Source organism: Anaerostipes sp. MSJ-23, from assembly GCF_018918155.1.
In the GTDB taxonomy this organism is placed as follows: domain Bacteria; phylum Bacillota; class Clostridia; order Lachnospirales; family Lachnospiraceae; genus Anaerostipes.
On sequence record NZ_JAHLPY010000014.1, the window covers coordinates 1 to 16,667 of the forward strand.

Sequence of the window (16,667 nt, forward strand, 5' to 3'; positions counted from 1 at the left end):
CTTTATCCTTGTTATTACTGTTCTTAAAGAACGTTCGTCGATTTTTACTAAAATCGTCTGAAAAATTCAATTGAATTTTCAAGGTTGTCTTATTGTTCAGTTGTCAATGTTCTGTGATTCGCTTCCGTGTGTAAGAAGCTTTTCTATTATATCACTTTGTTCTCTGCTTGTCAAGAACTTTTTTATTTTTTTGTTGCTTTCGATAATTTCTCATCACCAGCAACTTTTATATCATACCATCTCAATTCTTATTTGTCAAGAACTTTTTCTTTGATATTTTAGAATGTTCTGATCATCTCTGTCAGCAACTTTTGTAAAATATCATAAATACTTCGTTCTGTCAAGAATTTTTTCCTTCTTTTTTCTATAAGAAACGATGTCTGATTTTGTTTTTTTGTGTCACTTTCTCAGCGACTTGACTATCTTACCATCTTCTTCCTTTCGTGTCAATATCTTTTTTCTCTTTTTGCATTTTACTTTTTCTTATGTATAATAGTAATGAAAGAATCATAATATAAGAAAGGACATAATAACTATGGAAAAAATCGCAAGCTTTACCATTAATCATTTAAAACTTCTTCCTGGAGTTTATGTCTCCAGAAAAGATGCTGTTGGATCCGAAATATTAACCACTTTCGATTTAAGAATGACAGCTCCTAACAGAGAACCTGTTATGAATACAGCAGAAATGCATGCCATTGAACATCTGGCTGCTACTTATTTAAGAAACGATCCCGAATGGAGTGATAAAATTATTTACTTTGGTCCTATGGGATGTCGTACAGGTTTCTATCTGATTCTCGCAGGAGATTTAACTTCTAAAGAAGTACTTCCTCTTGTAACTAAAACTTATGAATTTATTCGCGACTTTGAAGGTGATATCCCAGGTGCCGCTGCAAAAGACTGCGGTAACTATCTTGATATGAATCTTCCTATGGCTAAATATCTTGCAAAACGTTATCTAGACCAAGCATTATATTCGGCAGATGAAAAGAATCTGAATTATCCTGACTAATTTTGTTCATAATATAAAGGTAGTAAATTACGAAAGGAGACCTTTATATTATGAAAAATCAAAATGAAGTGTATCAGGAAGTTGCTGAAGAATGTAGTGAGTACTGCCCTTGTGGATGCGATCATTCTGTAAAAAATGTAAGCACTGGAAATGATTCAAAATCTCCAAGCTGTCTTAATTGCAAACATTTTTCATTAGATGAACAGCACTGCCGTCTGGATTTATATGACCAGATTGTAACTCATTTATAAAAACAGCAAATTTAAGTATACAAAACTTTTATCAAAAACATCCATTTCCGAAAATATTCGAAAATGGATGTTTTTTTAAATAATTCTAATATTTTATACAAAATTATCATAATATATTAGAATAATGTTCCTATCAATTATATATATTTTGTATGTTATTCATGTCATTTGTATATATTTCATAATATTCCTTCTTTATTTCTTCATTTCATTGTTAATTTTTCTCCAAATTTTCTTGCATTATTTTTAATTAAGGGTATGATATTATGTAGTAGGTTTTTAGGAGGATAAAATTATGTCACTACAACAAATCATAGCGATCATCATTTTCTTATGTACCATGACCGCTATCATCACAGGAAAGGTTCATAACACAGTAGCCGCATTAACAGGTGCCGTACTTTTAGTGTTAACTCATATCCTTTCTATTGAAGACTGCGTCAACGCGGTTGACGTTGAAACCATATGTATTCTTGTTGGAATGATGCTGTTAGTCGCAGTAGTAAAAAATTCTGGTATTTTTGAATACATAGCAATCAAAGCTGCGAAGCTTGCCAAAGGACGGCCATGGCCAATTATGGTAATTTTTATTATCATTACAGCGGTTCTCTCTGGAATGCTTGATAATGTAACGACCGTTTTACTTGTCGGTCCAATGACATTAGCAATTACAAACATTTTGAAGGTTGATCCTGTGCCATATATCATCACACAGATCATGGCTTCGAATATTGGTGGTACTGCTACACTGATTGGTGACCCACCAAACATTATGATCGGAAGTGCTGCAAAATTAAGTTTTGTTGATTTCATTATGAATACTGGTTTTGCTACTCTTTTTGTTGTCATTGTTGGTTTAATCTGTATGTATTTTATTTATGGAAGAAAATTATTTGTAACTGATGAATCCATTGCAAAAGTTATGCAGCTTGACGAACAAAAAGCAATTAAAGATCGCAAGTTAATGCATGAAAGCGTTGTTGTCATTATTATCGTTGCACTTTGCTTTATTTTTCATGACCAACTTGGCGTAGAATCTTGTACAATTGCAATTGCTGCAGCATGTTTGATGCTTTTAATTGGAGGACAAGAACCAGAAGAAATTGTTCTAAGTGTAGAATGGCCAACTATTCTTTTCTTTATTGGTTTGTTTATTGTTGTTGGTGGTCTAAAGAAAGTTGGTGTTATTACATTACTTGCTAATGGACTGCTTTCCCTAACTGGTGGAAATATGATTATTACGATGATGGTAATCTTATGGGTTTCAGCGATTGTATCTTCTTTCCTGGACAATATTCCATTTGTTGCCACTTTGATTCCTATGATCTTAACTATGCAGTCAGAAGGAATGGATGTTGCTCCAATTTGGTGGGCATTATCCCTCGGTGCATGTTTAGGTGGTAACGGAACTCTGATCGGTGCTTCCGCTAACGTTGTTTTATCTGGAATTAGTAAAAATAACGGACACCCTATTACATTCGCACAATATTTTAAAATTGGATTTCCAATGATGATTCTATCCATCGTTGTATGCTCCATCTTTTTACTTGTTCGATTCGCATAACAAAACATATTTTTTATAAAAGGAGAGCGATTTTATGAATCAAAACACAGTTACCGGCGATTATATCAATATTAATCTTCGCCAGCTTGGTGCAACTTCTATTAAAGAATTTAATAGCATCATGCATATTGCAGAATTTGACCTTGGAGACGGCTTAATCGTCTCCTACGTCTTTAATATTACAAGACACAACAAATATTTTCTTCAAAGAGTACAACCATATTCTATGATCCATGGTAAATTTGCCAGCGATCAGGAAATTATCGACTTTATCTCTTCTGATTTAAAACGATTTCAAAATGCAAAGAACAGCCATAATTTTGACACCTTCCTGCTGATCTCTCATCTTGGACATCATGTAACAGAAAATATTGAAGAATTATTTTTAAACTACAATGTCGATGCAGATAAATTGGAGGATATCGAAAAAGAATTAGAAGATTCCCTAACTCATATCCTTGGACTCTTCGATAACTCTAAAAAACTGGATCTCCCAGAAATTCAAGATATTCCTCCAAGGAAATAAGATCCATAGATCACATAAAATATGATTAAAATTAAAAAAGCTCACAACCAATTTCTGGTTTGTGAGCTTTTAATTTTATTGAATGTCTACGACAATCTTCTTGTCACCTTTGTCAACCGAAGCTTTTACAACCGTACGAATTGCCTTTGCAATACGTCCCTGCTTTCCAATTACTTTTCCCATGTCACCTTCTGCAACATGAAGTTCGAGAACAATAGTATCTTCTGTCTCTTTTTCTGTAACCGTTACTTTATCCGGCTGATCAACGAGGGCTTTTGCAATCACTTCCAACAGATGCTTCATGCGTGCCTCCTAACTTTGACTATTGACTATTTTTCGATTCCTGCAGCTTTTAATAATTTTGCTACTGTATCTGTAGGCTGAGCACCTGTAGATAACCATTTTTTAGCTGCTTCTTCATCAAATTTGATCACGCTAGGATCCTGATTTGGATCATAAGTTCCAATTTCTTCGATAAATTTTCCATCTCTAGGAGATCTAGAATCTGCAACAACTACTCTATAAAAAGGAGCCTTTTTCTGTCCCATTCTCTTTAATCTCATTTTTACTGCCATTTTTTCTACCTCCATAAATTTAAATAATTGACATAATAATTAAAATATATAACTAAGGTTTAAAAAGGTAATTTAAACCCACCTTTTTTACCACCTTTGCCACCTAACATACCTGACATTTGCTTCATCATCTGTTTCTGATTTTGAACCTGCTTGCATAGGCGATTCACTTCTGTAAGCGGAACTCCTGCTCCTGCTGCAATTCTTCTCTTTCTTGAAGCATTAATCAATTTTGGATTTGCTCTTTCTTCTTTCGTCATGGAATAAATGATTGCGGCTGTCTTATCCATCATACTATCATCAATATCAAGCCCCTGCATCTTATTTCCAACACCAGGAATCATTGATAACAAATTAGATAATCCACCCATCTTCTTCATCTGATCCATCTGATCCAGAAAATCATTAAAATCAAATTCTGCCTTCTTAAGCTTCTCTGTCATTTTTAATGCATCTTCTTCATTGATCGTCGCTTCCGCTTTCTCGATCAGAGAAAGAACATCTCCCATGCCAAGGATTCGGCTTGTCATACGGTCTGGATAAAATTGCTGAAGATCCTCAAGCTTTTCTCCCATACCTACATATAAAATTGGTTTTCCAGTTACAGAACGAATGGAAAGTGCTGCACCACCTCTTGTGTCACCATCCATTTTCGTGATGATGATTCCATCAATTTCAACCTTATCATTAAATTCCTTGGCTACATTAACCGCATCCTGACCAGTCATGGCATCTACAACAAGAATGCTTTGATAAACGTCTACATTCTTCTTAATTTCCACAAGCTCTGTCATCATGTTTTCATCTACATGAAGACGGCCAGCAGTATCCAGAATTACGATATTATTACCATTCTTATGAGCATGCTCTACCGCAGCCTTTGCAATATCGACTGGATTTTGCTTATCTCCCATAGTAAAAACAGGAACCCCAACTTTTTCTCCATTTACCTGCAGCTGTTTGATCGCCGCTGGACGATATACATCACATGCAACCAAAAGCGGGCGTTTTCCTTTTTTCTTATACTGTCCTGCAAGTTTTGCACAAGTTGTCGTTTTACCGGCTCCTTGAAGACCTGCCATTAAAATAACTGTAATTTCATTTCCAGGACGAAGCTGTATCTCTGTCATGGTAGAACCCATGAGTGCTTCCATCTCTTCTTTTACAATCTTAATAACCATTTGACCTGGATTTAATCCATTTAAAACATCCTGTCCAATGGCTCTCTCCTGCACAGATTTGACAAACGTCTTTACAACTTTGAAGTTAACGTCGGCTTCTAAAAGCGCTCGTTTTACTTCTCTCATTGCTGTCTTGACATCATCCTCTGTCAGGCGTCCTTTGCTTCTTAAATTCTTAAATACGTTTTGAAGTTTTTCTGATAAACTTTCAAATGCCATAGATTCACCTCGTTTATAAATCTTCCAAAATCTTATTGGAAACAAATTCTATCTGTTTTATATCATTCTCCATCTGATCTTTTTTCTCTTCCCGAAGAATTCTTTTTGATAAAGCGTGAATCTCCTTCACCTTTTCCTTTGTCTTTAAAAACTTCTGCACCAGATGAAGACGCTGCTCGTAATCTTCCAGGATCTTATTGCATCGTCGGATCATATCATAGGCAGCCTGTCTTGTAATCCCGTAATCTGCCGCAATCTCACTCGGCGTCATATCATTGAGTACATGCTCACCGTAAATATCTTTCTGATGTTTCGTTAAAAGTTCACCATAAAAATCATACAATAAATTCTGTTCTACGATTCTTTCCATCTGACACTCCTGTAAAGCATTTTTCCTTTACCATGTGTTAGTTTACAAAATCCAATCCCTCTTGTCAAGTATTTTTCCTTGCACAATATAACTTTTCTTTGATTTTCCCTTGAAAATCTCTGGTTTTTCTGTAAAATATAAAAGAATCACTTAATTTTTAACAAAACAGAAAGGTTATTCTATGATACAGGCAAATAATGTAACTCTGCGTTTAGGAAAACGCGCTTTGTTTGAAGATGTTAACATCAAATTTACCGAAGGCAACTGCTACGGTCTAATTGGAGCCAACGGTGCCGGAAAGTCTACCTTCCTTAAAATTCTTTCCGGAGAGATTGAACCTTCCAAGGGAGACGTGTCTATGACACAGGGACAGCGTCTGTCCGTATTAAAACAGGATCATTATCAGTATGATGACCATATCGTTCTTGATACTGTCATGATGGGAAATCAGCGTCTTTACGAAATTATGCAAGAAAAAAATGCAATTTATGCAAAAGAAGATTTTACAGACGAAGATGGAATCCGTGCCAGCGAACTTGAAGGTGAATTTGCAGATATGAATGGATGGGAAGCTGAGTCCGATGCCGCTACCTTATTAAATGGGCTTGGAATTTCAAATGAACTTCATTACATGAAAATGGCTGACTTAAATGGTTCTCAAAAAGTCAAAGTTTTACTTGCACAGGCTTTATTCGGAAATCCAGATATTTTACTTCTTGACGAGCCAACGAACCATTTAGATCTTGACGCTATTTATTGGCTGGAAGAATTCCTGATCAATTTTGACAATACCGTTATCGTTGTATCCCATGACCGATATTTCTTAAATAAGGTCTGTACTCATATCGCGGATATTGACTATGCAAAAATTCAGCTATTCTCCGGAAACTATGATTTCTGGTATGAATCCAGCCAGCTTCTCACCAAACAGATGAAAGAAGCTAACAAAAAGAAAGAAGAAAAAATGAAGGAGTTGCAGGACTTTATCGCAAGATTCAGTGCGAATGCTTCTAAATCAAAACAAGCAACTTCCAGAAAGAAAGCACTTGATAAAATTCAGTTAGATGAATTAAAACCATCTAGCCGTAAATACCCTTACATCAACTTCAAGCCAAACCGTGAAATTGGAAATGATGCTCTTCTCGTTGAAAATCTGTCAAAAACGATCGATGGTGTTAAAGTACTTGATAATATTTCTTTCTTAATGAAACCAACTGATAAAATTGCTTTTGTCGGACCAAACACTCTGGCTGCCACTACTTTATTTAAAATTCTTTCTGGAGAAATGGAACCGGATTCTGGTACCTATAAATGGGGAGTAACTACAACGCAGTCTTATTTTCCAAAAGATAATACCAAAGACTTTAGTCAAGATGAAACCATTGTTGAATGGCTGACACAATATTCTGAAGATAAAGATGCAACTTTTGTCCGCGGATTCTTAGGACGTATGCTCTTTTCTGGTGAAGATGCTTTGAAAAAAGTAGGTGTTTTATCCGGAGGTGAAAAAGTTCGCTGTATGTTATCTAAATTAATGATCAGCGGAGCTAATATCCTGATGTTAGATGAACCAACCAACCATCTGGATATGGAATCTATCACTGCATTAAATGAAGCATTAAAGGATTTCAGCGGAGCTTTATTATTTACTTCTCAAGATCACCAGTTTGTACAGACAACTGCAAACCGTATTATGGAAATCACACCAAACGGATTGATAGACAAAGAATGTACTTATGACGAATATCTTGAAAACGATGCGGACGCAAGAAAACGTCAGGTTGTAGAAATTTCTGAAGAAGATTAATATTTCTTATAATAAATAAGAAACACAGAGGAAGATTACTCAACCTCTGTGTTTCTTTATTTTGCATTATTTCTGATCATCATAGGTATCAAGGAAAGAATGTTTCACTCCATCTTTTTTATAGGCAACAATCGTTTTTAAATTTACATTTTCTACGCTCTTAAAAATATTTGATTCTACATATGGATTGATTTCTTTCATTTTGGCAATTAACTGTTTGACTTCCATTCGTTTGGATTTTGCCACACCATCTGGGTTACATGTCGTACAAGTATCCGTAAATTTACATGCACACTGAATAAAATGTAATCCATTGTAATCTCTCCAACGTTTGATATCATCTTCACGAATTAAATACATTGGGCGGATCAATTCCATTCCTTCAAAATTTGTACTATGAAGTTTTGGCATCATCGTCTGTACCTGCGCTCCATAAAGCATTCCCATCAAAATAGTCTCAATCACATCATCATAGTGATGACCAAGCGCAATCTTATTACATCCAAGTTCTTTCGCCTTGCTGTAAAGATAACCACGACGCATTCTTGCACAAAGATAGCACGGTGATTTTTCAATTTCATAGACAGCATCAAAGATATCAGATTCAAAAACCGTAATAGGAATATCTAACAATTTTGCATTATTCTCAATAATCTTACGATTCATCTCATTATATCCCGGATCCATCACAAGAAAAACAAGATCAAAATGAAATTTATTATGTCGTTTTAATTCCTGAAATAATTTTGCCATCAACATGGAATCTTTTCCACCAGAAATACAAATTGCAATCTTATCATTCTCCTGCACAAGATCATAGGTCTTAATTGCCTTTACAAAACGAGAAAATAACTGTTTATGAAACTTTTTACGAATGCTCTTCTCAATTTCCTGTGTTCTTGTCAGTTCCTTCTTCTTTCCCTTTTCTGGCTCCTGCTTTGTCTTCTTTTCTTCCTGTTCCTGCTCATCTTTCATCAAAGATAACAGCCAGCCAGTATAACCACCTTCCAAACTAAAAGCTTCCAGTCCTTCTTCTCTTAATTTTTCTGCTGCCTCTTTACTAAAAATACCTTTTGTACAATAAATAATCGGTTTCTTTTTCTCGTCAATGACTTCCTTTGCCTTAGAAAAAAGCTCATCCTCAGCCACTGCCATTGCCCCAGGGATCATCCCATAGGCTGTATTCGATTCATCCCTCATATCCAAAAGCTGATAACTTTCCTTCGGTAACTCTTTTAATTGTTTATATGAAACATTCATCTCTTGCATTATCTTCATAACCTTTCTTTCATCTGTATCCTACTATTTTTCAGGATTCAAATATTAATTATAAATACAAAATTTTATAAATACAAGAGGAACTTCGCTCAAATTTATCGAATTTTTGTTAGAACTCCACCATCACACAAAATATCAATATCTTCTCTATATAAACTTTCCTTTTTGTTTTTATCATATTTATAAATGATCTCTGCCTTGGCCATTTTTTCCTCATTTTTCTATCTTAAAAAATCCTGTAAACTGATCATCTCAGTTTACAGGACATTTCTCTCATGCAAAACTTTACTAATTGTATTTTATTTTTCCAGCAATTATAAGAACGCCTATCAAAAACAGGCCGACGCTGATGCTTTCATACAATACCCCCATATTGAACGAAAAGGCAAGCAGCATCTCTATGAAAAACAGTACCGTTATGATTCTTGCTCTTTTTCCATACTTTTCTTTTTCCTGATTTTCCAACGGATTTACATTATTCTCAACAGGTGAGAATAAAAAAAGAATCACACTGCTTACACTGCCTGTTGCCAAATAAAACCAGATGTTAATCTGGCAAAAACATCTCACAGCAAGAACTAAATTTAACGCAATCATAGAGCTTAAATAACAGTTTCTTTCTGTTTCTGCATGAAATCCTCCGACATAAGGACGAAGAATCATAAAGTGTATAAATAAGATCAGGAAAAAAAGTGGTTGTCTCCACAAAAGAGAAAACACAAATGCTGACACAAACTGAAAGCCCCCACTAATCAGCTGATGAACACCATAAGCAACAACCTCATATTCTGTTTCCTTTGGTGCCAGATAATTAAGAATTTTATCCGTGGCACAATCCAGAAATTTTTCCATATCCTATCCACCTATCTTTTATTAATTATGCTTTTTTAACTCTTTGACACTCTTTGGTAATTTTGCCTGATAGCTTATGTATGGACATGCACGGTTAGCCTCTTTTTCTGCTGTTTTCTTTGCCCATAAAATTCCTATTTCTCGACATTTGCTTACTACTCTCATAAATCAAATCTCCTTTCCAAAAATATCTTTTTTATTGACAAAATTATCATACCAAATTTTTCATATAATTTTTTATATTTTCCAAAAATAGCCTAGGTTATTGACAAAAATAGAACAATATATCTTAATTCCTATTTGCTAATCTTTTTATATATAAGATCACATGTACCTGAAATCGACCTTCCGTATAATTAATTTGCATTTCTCCATCCAACATTGCTACTATTTTCTTTACGTTTTCTATTCCAATGCCATGTGTTTGCTGATGTTTCTTTTTTGTATAAAAGTGCCCATCTTTTTCCTTAATATTTCCTAAGTAACTATTTTCTAATCCAATCAACAAAAATCCTTTTTTTTCTTTCATAGAAAATCTTAAATATTTTTCCGTCGAATGTACAGAAGCTTCAATTGCATTATCTAATAAATTTCCAAGAATCATACACAAATAAAAATTTTCTTCTCCATTACGTTCTGGTAATTTCACGTCAATCGTAACTTTATCTAAAACTTCTTCTGCTTTTCTCATATAATAATTCACAACCCCATCTAAGTCATGATTTCCCGTAGATACATATTCCTTTGGATTTAACATAAAATCTTGCATCTGTTTCAAATAATTTTCAATAACATCTTGATGTTCTCTTTTCGCTATTGCCGATAATTCTAATATATGATGTTTTAAATCATGTCGTAATGCTCGAAGACGATTTTGAGATTGCTGCATTACATCCAATTGATACTTATATGCAACTATCATTTGTTGCAAAACTTCTTTTTCTTTGGCTTGTATATAAAATTTGGCCAAATAATAATATAAATAAAAAATCAAAATATTAATGATTAATAAGTCAATTGCTAAAATAAAAGCACCTTTTGTATTAATATTATTTGATTTCATCATATAAGAAGTTAAAATTATACTTGCAAACGGTATACTCATTAATGCACAACAAAATCGTTGAGGCAATTCAACATCATTTTTAAAAAAGACAATTTTTTTCAAGACTTCTGTTAATAAAATTAAAGATATACTGTCCAGCCACTTATAAATATTAGGGATATCTTTTCCATAAAAATAAGGCTGCACAAAAAATATAACTACTGCAATATCTAACATAGAATAAATTACTAAAACAAGCAATGCTATAATGACCTTCTTTCCCAATGAAATCTTATATGGAGCTAAAACAATCATTAATCCAATCAAATTTATACAAAAGTTTAATATTGGAAATGAAAACTCATAAGAAATACAGGTCATTAACCAATAAAGTGTATATAATACCATTGGATATCGAAATCGATATTCTGCATTTTTCAGAAAAATTTCTATAAAACGTTTTATTCCATAAGTGCTTAATATATTAGCACTCATTCCTATTAATAATTCCATCATAGAAATTCCTCTTTTTCCAGAATCTGATGTCGAACCATTACTCGATATTTTTTACTAATACTTAAAACATCATGATTGGTCATAACAATCCGTTCATAATCATACCTTGCAACATACAAATCATTAATAATATAAGATTTATGAATTCTTATAAAAAAATCTCTTGGGATTTTTTTCTCTACATTATCTAATTTTCCATAAAAATGTTCTCTCCCATAAGTCGTTATAATTTCTATTTTCCTTCCGTTACTTTGAAAATATAAAATATTTTTATATGGAATTCTAAGGAGGCTCCCTTTATTTTTGTACTCAAAAAAGACTTGACTTTTTTCTGTCATGTTGAAAATATAGTCAAGCTTCTCCCATATTCTTTGTTTTTCTATTGGTTTAACCCAAAAGTCCAATGGACGATTTTGAAATAATTCCATTGCATATTGTTCATGAGAGGATATGTAAATCAAAAACATCTGTTCATTTTTTAATCTTTCTCGGATGCATTTTCCAATTTCAATCCCATTATTCCCTGGTAATTCAATATCCAAAAATAAGATATCAATCTTCTCATTTGAAAACAGATATTCTATCAAGGAATCTCCCCGATAAAATATCTGCAGATTTATTTTTACATTATGCTTTTCCTCGTACTGTTTGACACTAAAAGTCAACATATCACAAGTGCTTTTCTCATCATCACAAATTACAATGTTCATCCGTTATTCTCCACCAACTTTTAAATTGCATCATTTTTTACCAAACGTTAGTTTATTATAATTTCGTGGTGATTTCAAGATTTTTCCTTACAAATTTTTTATACACCTCATAAATTTTTATTTTTTATACTTCAAGATCACATATTTTTTATAATTTATATAATCTTTGTATATTTCTTTATCACAAATCAAAACTTCTTGGTCTTTTATATTTACATATTTCATCTTACGATCTTCGACTTTTGATTCCTCACCAATCTGTTTTGCTGAACATAATTTTGGAAATCCATAATCTGCTCTATATTTGGCATAAGTCAAACTAACCGGAAGATATATATATCGGCCATTTCCAAAATGTGAATCTTTTATTGATTTTAAAAATAGAAGATATTCTTCTCCTTGCTGCATAGGGGTATACCCTTCCCAACACAACATTGGATTTCCCATACCCGTACAGTTGACCGGTTCAAACACAGAAATTTCCTCTCCCTTTTTTCGATCTCCTTTATAATTCTTTATAATTTTAACTTTTGAAAGAATACATTCTTCATAAATTTTTCGTTTAAAATTTGATACCAATTTTACCCGAACAATAACATCTGATTTCTTATCCAAATCTTCTTGTTTTTTGATTGCTTCATCAGCTCCATACAGATCGTACTCTTTATCATAAGGATATGCTCCATTCATTACCCTCAAATTCTTTCCATATTTGTTTAAATAATGATCGAATTCTACATTATCTTTAAAACTTTTCTTTACCTGATTTCCATAAGAAAAAGCCCATACAAATGCAAGCAAAAGACAAAGAAAAAAAATACAAATAAATAGAATCTTTTTCTTTTTCATTCTAAATTCCTTCCATACTATAAATTTTACCCGCGTCCATTTCAATCAAACAGTCGCACATTTCCAGATCTTGCATATTATGACTCGCAATAATCACAATAGCACCTCTCTCGGCTTCTTCTCGAAAGATCTTTTCTGCCATAAAAACACCAGATTTATCTAATGCATTTGTTGGTTCATCTAAAAGCAACAGATCTGGATGTTCCATAATTGCTTGTGCAATTCCAAGTCTCTGTCTCATTCCAAGAGAATATTTACGAATACTTCTTCGATCTTTTGGATCCAAACCAACTCTTACAAGAACTTCTTCGATTTCTTTTATTCCTATGACTTTTTTAATCGATGCCAAGGTTAGTAAGACTTTTTTACCTGTATAATTTTTCCAGAAATCTGGTGTTTCAATCATAACACCAACACTTTGTGGAAAATCAATATCTTTATGTAATACTTTTCCATCTATCACAACTTCTCCTTCGCTTGGATGAATCAATCCTGCAATCATACGAAGTAACATAGTTTTTCCAGAACCATTTCTCCCATGAATTCCATAAATTACCCCAGATCGAAACTCCAAATTGATCTGGTCTAAAATCACCGTACTTTTTAATTTTTTTGAAATATGATTTAATTTAACTTCCATAATGTTTCCCCTTTATAAAATATCTTTTTTCCTTTTTATATCAAATACAATCACGGCTAAAATAAACAAAGCGAATAGAATCATTCCACGAAGTTCTTTCGGCATCTGCTCACTTCCATTCGAAAACCAAACAGAACGAACAGGAAGAACATAAGAAATTTCTTTCAAAATCAGCCCACTCTCTGCACATTTCTGCAAAAACCAGAAAAATAGTTCTGCCAAAAAAAGACCTGATATTCCATAAATCGTTGGAAAATATGCAGTCCACGCATTTACCAATACAACACATAAAACCTGATATATTCCCCATAAGATCATAATCATAAAATGATGATCATTTTTCCCTGAGGTCTGGATAGCTGTAATCATTTGAAAACATAGCAAATACCATATTACAAAACCACTCGTAATTAAAATTAATTTTCCATAAACTTTCATCCAAAATTTTTTTATTCGATTAGTTCTCGTCAAAATATAAGGAAGCACGGTATATAATTCTTCTTCTACTATGTTTCCAAGAAATTCACAGAAAATCACCTGCGGCAAAATCCAACGGATAAAAGAAGCTAGAAATTCAGCACTGGAATTTAAAATAATGACTCCATAGGTTTCCGCAAACTGTTCTGAAAAAGATAATTTAGATCCTGCCATTTCAATTGATAATAACCAACAACAAGCAGCAAGCCAAATAGCAAGCAAAAAAAACTTTCGTTTCATCTTATTCCCCTCTCATTAACATATCTCTGCTTTTTAATGATAACCATATGATAATACTCAAAAGGCAGCAAAAAATCACTGCAAATATAAAAACTTTCAAAGGAATCATTTGCGATTTCATAAGCGAATACTGATACATCATATGATACGGACTAACCACATATCGAACGATAGACGATTCGGCAAAAGTTTCTCCAAAACTTGTGAGCAACACCAAGAAAACAACAAGAGCTCCCCATACTACTGCAAAATGACGGATCCACAAAAACAATAGAAAAAATAGAAGTCCAAGAAGACACCATCCAATGACTTGCAAGAAAAAAAGAATCATACAATCCATTCCAATATTTTTCTTTATTTGAAAAATGGGAATTTTTAAAATTTCCTGCAAAAACAAATTTGCGGTTAAAAATAAACCAGCATAATACAAAGAAAAAAGAACGATTCGTTCCATATATTTTTCCAGCATTCTGATTTTTGTAACATATCGAACCATACATTCTGAAAAAAAAAATCAGAGAAAAGCCATATCATTCCACCAAAAAACAATGGAATATATAAAATTGTCGCATAAGAACGATTGTATAAGATCCAATAAAAATCATGACTTGTGCCTTCTAAGTTTATAAAAACAAGTCCAAATACAATCACAAAAAATAAAACCCCAAGAGCAATATGTTTTTTATAATAATTTCTGATCATCACGCAAGCCTTTCCATATAAACAAACAACTTATCCCTGTTAATACAAATAAAATACCACCATAGACAAATCCACTTCCAACACCATTTCTCGTCAAAAGATTAATGTCTAACGCCTCTAAAACAAAATTTCCCGAAAATTTTGATAATAGTTCTGAAATTAAAATATCATAAACTAAAAAAATAATTGCTGGTACCAATAAAAGAACGTACCGTTTTGCATGGTATAAAAATCCCAAGGCATACGAAAATAGCGCAAAAACTGCTGCTACCATTCCCCACAAGCATGCATAAACAATATTATTTAAATATGGAGAGACTGCTCTTAATCCTGACAACACATAGCCTGGTGTCTTAAGCAAAGAATTATAAGCAATAAGGTCACGCACCGTATATCCTTGAATCGGAAATGCCATGCATGCAAGAATTTGACTAACTACAATCGTAAGAAAAGTAATTCCAAACACAACCGTCATCACTGCTGCTGCCTGGGCTAAAATATAATGTTCCCGACATATTCTCGTAAAGATAAAATTTTGCAATCCTGCCTCTTTTTCTAAATAAAAAGTGTCAGACCCAATAAGACAAATAATCAAAATAAAAATAAAACTACGAAAAAAAAGATCTCCTATGGAACCATCATAACTATTCCATATAATAATGACATCACTTGCAGAAGGTATTTGTGATAATGGTTTTCCCTGATAATACTTACAAGTCAAATAAAAGTCAAAAAAAACAACACAAAGAAAAAAGAGGAAAATCATCCAAAGTTGTTTTCTTTGTATTTGTTTTTTTAATTCCGTCAGATAAATCATAAACTTCTCCTATACTATAAAATTCTTTTGTATCAAATTCTACGAAAGCTAAAAGCAGCAATCTACATCTATTTACTTTATGTGGAATTCTTAATAGCCAGTATATCGCATTGTAATAATAAAGTTAAATATAACTATTACAAACTCATAATCCACATGCTTTTTATTTGTGACTTTAGTCGATCCAGATTCCATAACTTTTTACTATTTTTTCTACTATAAGGATCTTCAACTTTAATTTTTCCATCTTGATATCCGCTCATAACAATAAAATGGCCAGTATCTGTAAAGTCTCCAGGACCAACAACACAGATAATCGGATATCCCTCTTTTAATTTTTTTATTATAGTTTTATTTGGTTGATTTTTAGAAATTCCCTTTGCCTGTAACCCCAGTTGTCGGGCTCCTTGTGAAATTAAGCTCCATTTGGATCCATGTCCATTCACAAAATATGCATTTTTCTTTGAAAACTCTGCCATCCAGCGTGGATTATATTTCGGATTTCCAGTTAAATAAATGGCAACCATAGAAAGACAAGTTGGTCCACATCCTGAAGTTGCAATGTATGCTCCAGCATAGGGTTCATATCCCCATCTTGAATCCCATTGCAATAATCGTGGCACTTTATGAGTTTTCGTATATTTTTCCAAATGAATTGCCTTATTTTTTCCAATATTTTTCTTTTCTCCTGGATAATTTAAAACAAATTGTCTGGCCTCTGGATTTTTTTTATAAAGATCTTTCAATTTTTGTGGATAATCTTTGAAAGAAATTTCTTCTTTCTTTGCTCTCATCTCTAAAGATGCTTTATGATCTTTTTGCATTTGATTTTTCTTTCCTATGCTATAATTCACTGCCTTTGTTGTACCCACTTGATTCATTTTCAGATACTGCCGATAAGCAGCTTCTTCCAATCCAAAAAGAAGCAAGGCAATAAAAAAGAATAAAAACAAAACTTTTCGTATTCCATGTTCCTTTTTTCTTCTCATCATAAAATAAAAAACCTCCTTCTTTAGTTATCCCCATTTTAAGG

The 16,667-nt window shown here is 33.0% G+C and carries 20 protein-coding genes; 5 read left to right on the forward strand and 15 right to left on the reverse strand.

Annotated features, from left to right (window positions below; genetic code table 11):
• The first annotated feature begins 535 nt into the window (after positions 1–535).
• The 4 genes from KQI71_RS09140 to KQI71_RS09155 all read left to right on the forward strand — a co-directional run bounded on the left by KQI71_RS09140 (position 536) and on the right by KQI71_RS09155 (position 3,356).
• On the forward strand, positions 536–1,015 hold the full coding sequence (locus KQI71_RS09140) for an S-ribosylhomocysteine lyase (RefSeq protein WP_216435606.1): 480 nt from the start codon (positions 536–538) through the stop codon (positions 1,013–1,015).
• A 50-nt stretch (positions 1,016–1,065) separates the two neighbouring features.
• Positions 1,066–1,266 carry a hypothetical protein gene (locus KQI71_RS09145; protein WP_216435607.1) on the forward strand — a complete coding sequence of 67 codons (201 nt, stop codon included), beginning with the start codon at positions 1,066–1,068 and terminating at the stop codon, positions 1,264–1,266.
• 295 nt (positions 1,267–1,561) lie between these two features.
• The gene (locus KQI71_RS09150) at positions 1,562–2,830 is read left to right on the forward strand and encodes an SLC13 family permease (protein ID WP_216435608.1); all 1,269 of its coding nucleotides are present in this window, start codon (positions 1,562–1,564) and stop codon (positions 2,828–2,830) included.
• Between the two features lie 34 nt (positions 2,831–2,864).
• Positions 2,865–3,356 carry a hypothetical protein gene (locus KQI71_RS09155; protein WP_216435609.1) on the forward strand — a complete coding sequence of 164 codons (492 nt, stop codon included), beginning with the start codon at positions 2,865–2,867 and terminating at the stop codon, positions 3,354–3,356.
• 75 nt (positions 3,357–3,431) lie between these two features.
• Here KQI71_RS09155 and KQI71_RS09160 read toward each other — a convergent pair whose 3' ends face one another.
• Genes KQI71_RS09160 through ylxM form a run of 4 tightly spaced genes read right to left on the reverse strand, consistent with a single transcriptional unit; the run spans position 3,432 to position 5,701 of the window.
• Positions 3,432–3,659, reverse strand: coding sequence for a KH domain-containing protein (locus KQI71_RS09160; protein WP_216435610.1), 228 nt, complete (start codon positions 3,657–3,659; stop codon positions 3,432–3,434).
• Positions 3,660–3,685: 26 nt separating this feature from the next.
• The gene (gene rpsP / locus KQI71_RS09165) at positions 3,686–3,931 is read right to left on the reverse strand and encodes a 30S ribosomal protein S16 (RefSeq protein WP_201312392.1); all 246 of its coding nucleotides are present in this window, start codon (positions 3,929–3,931) and stop codon (positions 3,686–3,688) included.
• Positions 3,932–3,990: 59 nt separating this feature from the next.
• Entirely contained in the window at positions 3,991–5,331 is a 1,341-nt protein-coding gene (ffh, locus tag KQI71_RS09170) for a signal recognition particle protein (protein ID WP_216435612.1), read from the reverse strand.
• Positions 5,332–5,344: 13 nt separating this feature from the next.
• Positions 5,345–5,701 carry a YlxM family DNA-binding protein gene (ylxM, locus tag KQI71_RS09175; RefSeq protein ID WP_216435614.1) on the reverse strand — a complete coding sequence of 119 codons (357 nt, stop codon included), beginning with the start codon at positions 5,699–5,701 and terminating at the stop codon, positions 5,345–5,347.
• 181 nt (positions 5,702–5,882) lie between these two features.
• Between ylxM and KQI71_RS09180 the strand changes: the two genes are divergently transcribed.
• Positions 5,883–7,508: an ABC-F family ATP-binding cassette domain-containing protein gene (locus tag KQI71_RS09180; RefSeq protein ID WP_216435616.1), complete on the forward strand. Its 1,626-nt coding sequence runs from the start codon at positions 5,883–5,885 to the stop codon at positions 7,506–7,508.
• Positions 7,509–7,574: 66 nt separating this feature from the next.
• Here KQI71_RS09180 and KQI71_RS09185 read toward each other — a convergent pair whose 3' ends face one another.
• From KQI71_RS09185 to KQI71_RS09235, 11 genes are all read right to left on the reverse strand, one after another.
• Positions 7,575–8,777 (reverse strand): ATP-binding protein, encoded by a 1,203-nt coding sequence (locus KQI71_RS09185; RefSeq protein ID WP_216435694.1) that lies wholly within the window; start codon positions 8,775–8,777, stop codon positions 7,575–7,577.
• A gap of 297 nt (positions 8,778–9,074) precedes the next feature.
• The gene (locus KQI71_RS09190; protein WP_216435617.1) at positions 9,075–9,638 is read right to left on the reverse strand and encodes an accessory gene regulator ArgB-like protein; all 564 of its coding nucleotides are present in this window, start codon (positions 9,636–9,638) and stop codon (positions 9,075–9,077) included.
• Positions 9,639–9,659: 21 nt separating this feature from the next.
• Positions 9,660–9,803, reverse strand: a complete 144-nt coding sequence (locus tag KQI71_RS09195) for a cyclic lactone autoinducer peptide (protein ID WP_216435619.1) — start codon at positions 9,801–9,803, stop codon at positions 9,660–9,662.
• Between the two features lie 124 nt (positions 9,804–9,927).
• A complete protein-coding gene (locus KQI71_RS09200; protein ID WP_216435621.1) occupies positions 9,928–11,199 on the reverse strand; it encodes a sensor histidine kinase in 1,272 nt (423 codons plus the stop codon).
• Entirely contained in the window at positions 11,196–11,909 is a 714-nt protein-coding gene (locus KQI71_RS09205) for a LytR/AlgR family response regulator transcription factor (RefSeq protein WP_216435622.1), read from the reverse strand. Before KQI71_RS09205 ends, KQI71_RS09200 begins: the two co-directional genes overlap by 4 nt.
• Positions 11,910–12,026: 117 nt before the next feature.
• Positions 12,027–12,758 carry a hypothetical protein gene (locus KQI71_RS09210; RefSeq protein ID WP_216435624.1) on the reverse strand — a complete coding sequence of 244 codons (732 nt, stop codon included), beginning with the start codon at positions 12,756–12,758 and terminating at the stop codon, positions 12,027–12,029.
• Position 12,759: 1 nt separating this feature from the next.
• Complete coding sequence (locus KQI71_RS09215; protein ID WP_253288012.1) at positions 12,760–13,398, reverse strand: ABC transporter ATP-binding protein; 639 nt, start codon at positions 13,396–13,398, stop codon at positions 12,760–12,762.
• 12 nt (positions 13,399–13,410) lie between these two features.
• Positions 13,411–14,115 (reverse strand): hypothetical protein, encoded by a 705-nt coding sequence (locus KQI71_RS09220; RefSeq protein WP_216435625.1) that lies wholly within the window; start codon positions 14,113–14,115, stop codon positions 13,411–13,413.
• A gap of 1 nt (position 14,116) precedes the next feature.
• Positions 14,117–14,569: a hypothetical protein gene (locus tag KQI71_RS09225; RefSeq protein ID WP_216435627.1), complete on the reverse strand. Its 453-nt coding sequence runs from the start codon at positions 14,567–14,569 to the stop codon at positions 14,117–14,119.
• A gap of 228 nt (positions 14,570–14,797) precedes the next feature.
• The gene (locus KQI71_RS09230) at positions 14,798–15,634 is read right to left on the reverse strand and encodes a hypothetical protein (RefSeq protein WP_216435629.1); all 837 of its coding nucleotides are present in this window, start codon (positions 15,632–15,634) and stop codon (positions 14,798–14,800) included.
• A 137-nt stretch (positions 15,635–15,771) separates the two neighbouring features.
• Positions 15,772–16,626: a C39 family peptidase gene (locus KQI71_RS09235; protein ID WP_216435631.1), complete on the reverse strand. Its 855-nt coding sequence runs from the start codon at positions 16,624–16,626 to the stop codon at positions 15,772–15,774.
• Positions 16,627–16,667 lie beyond the last annotated feature (41 nt).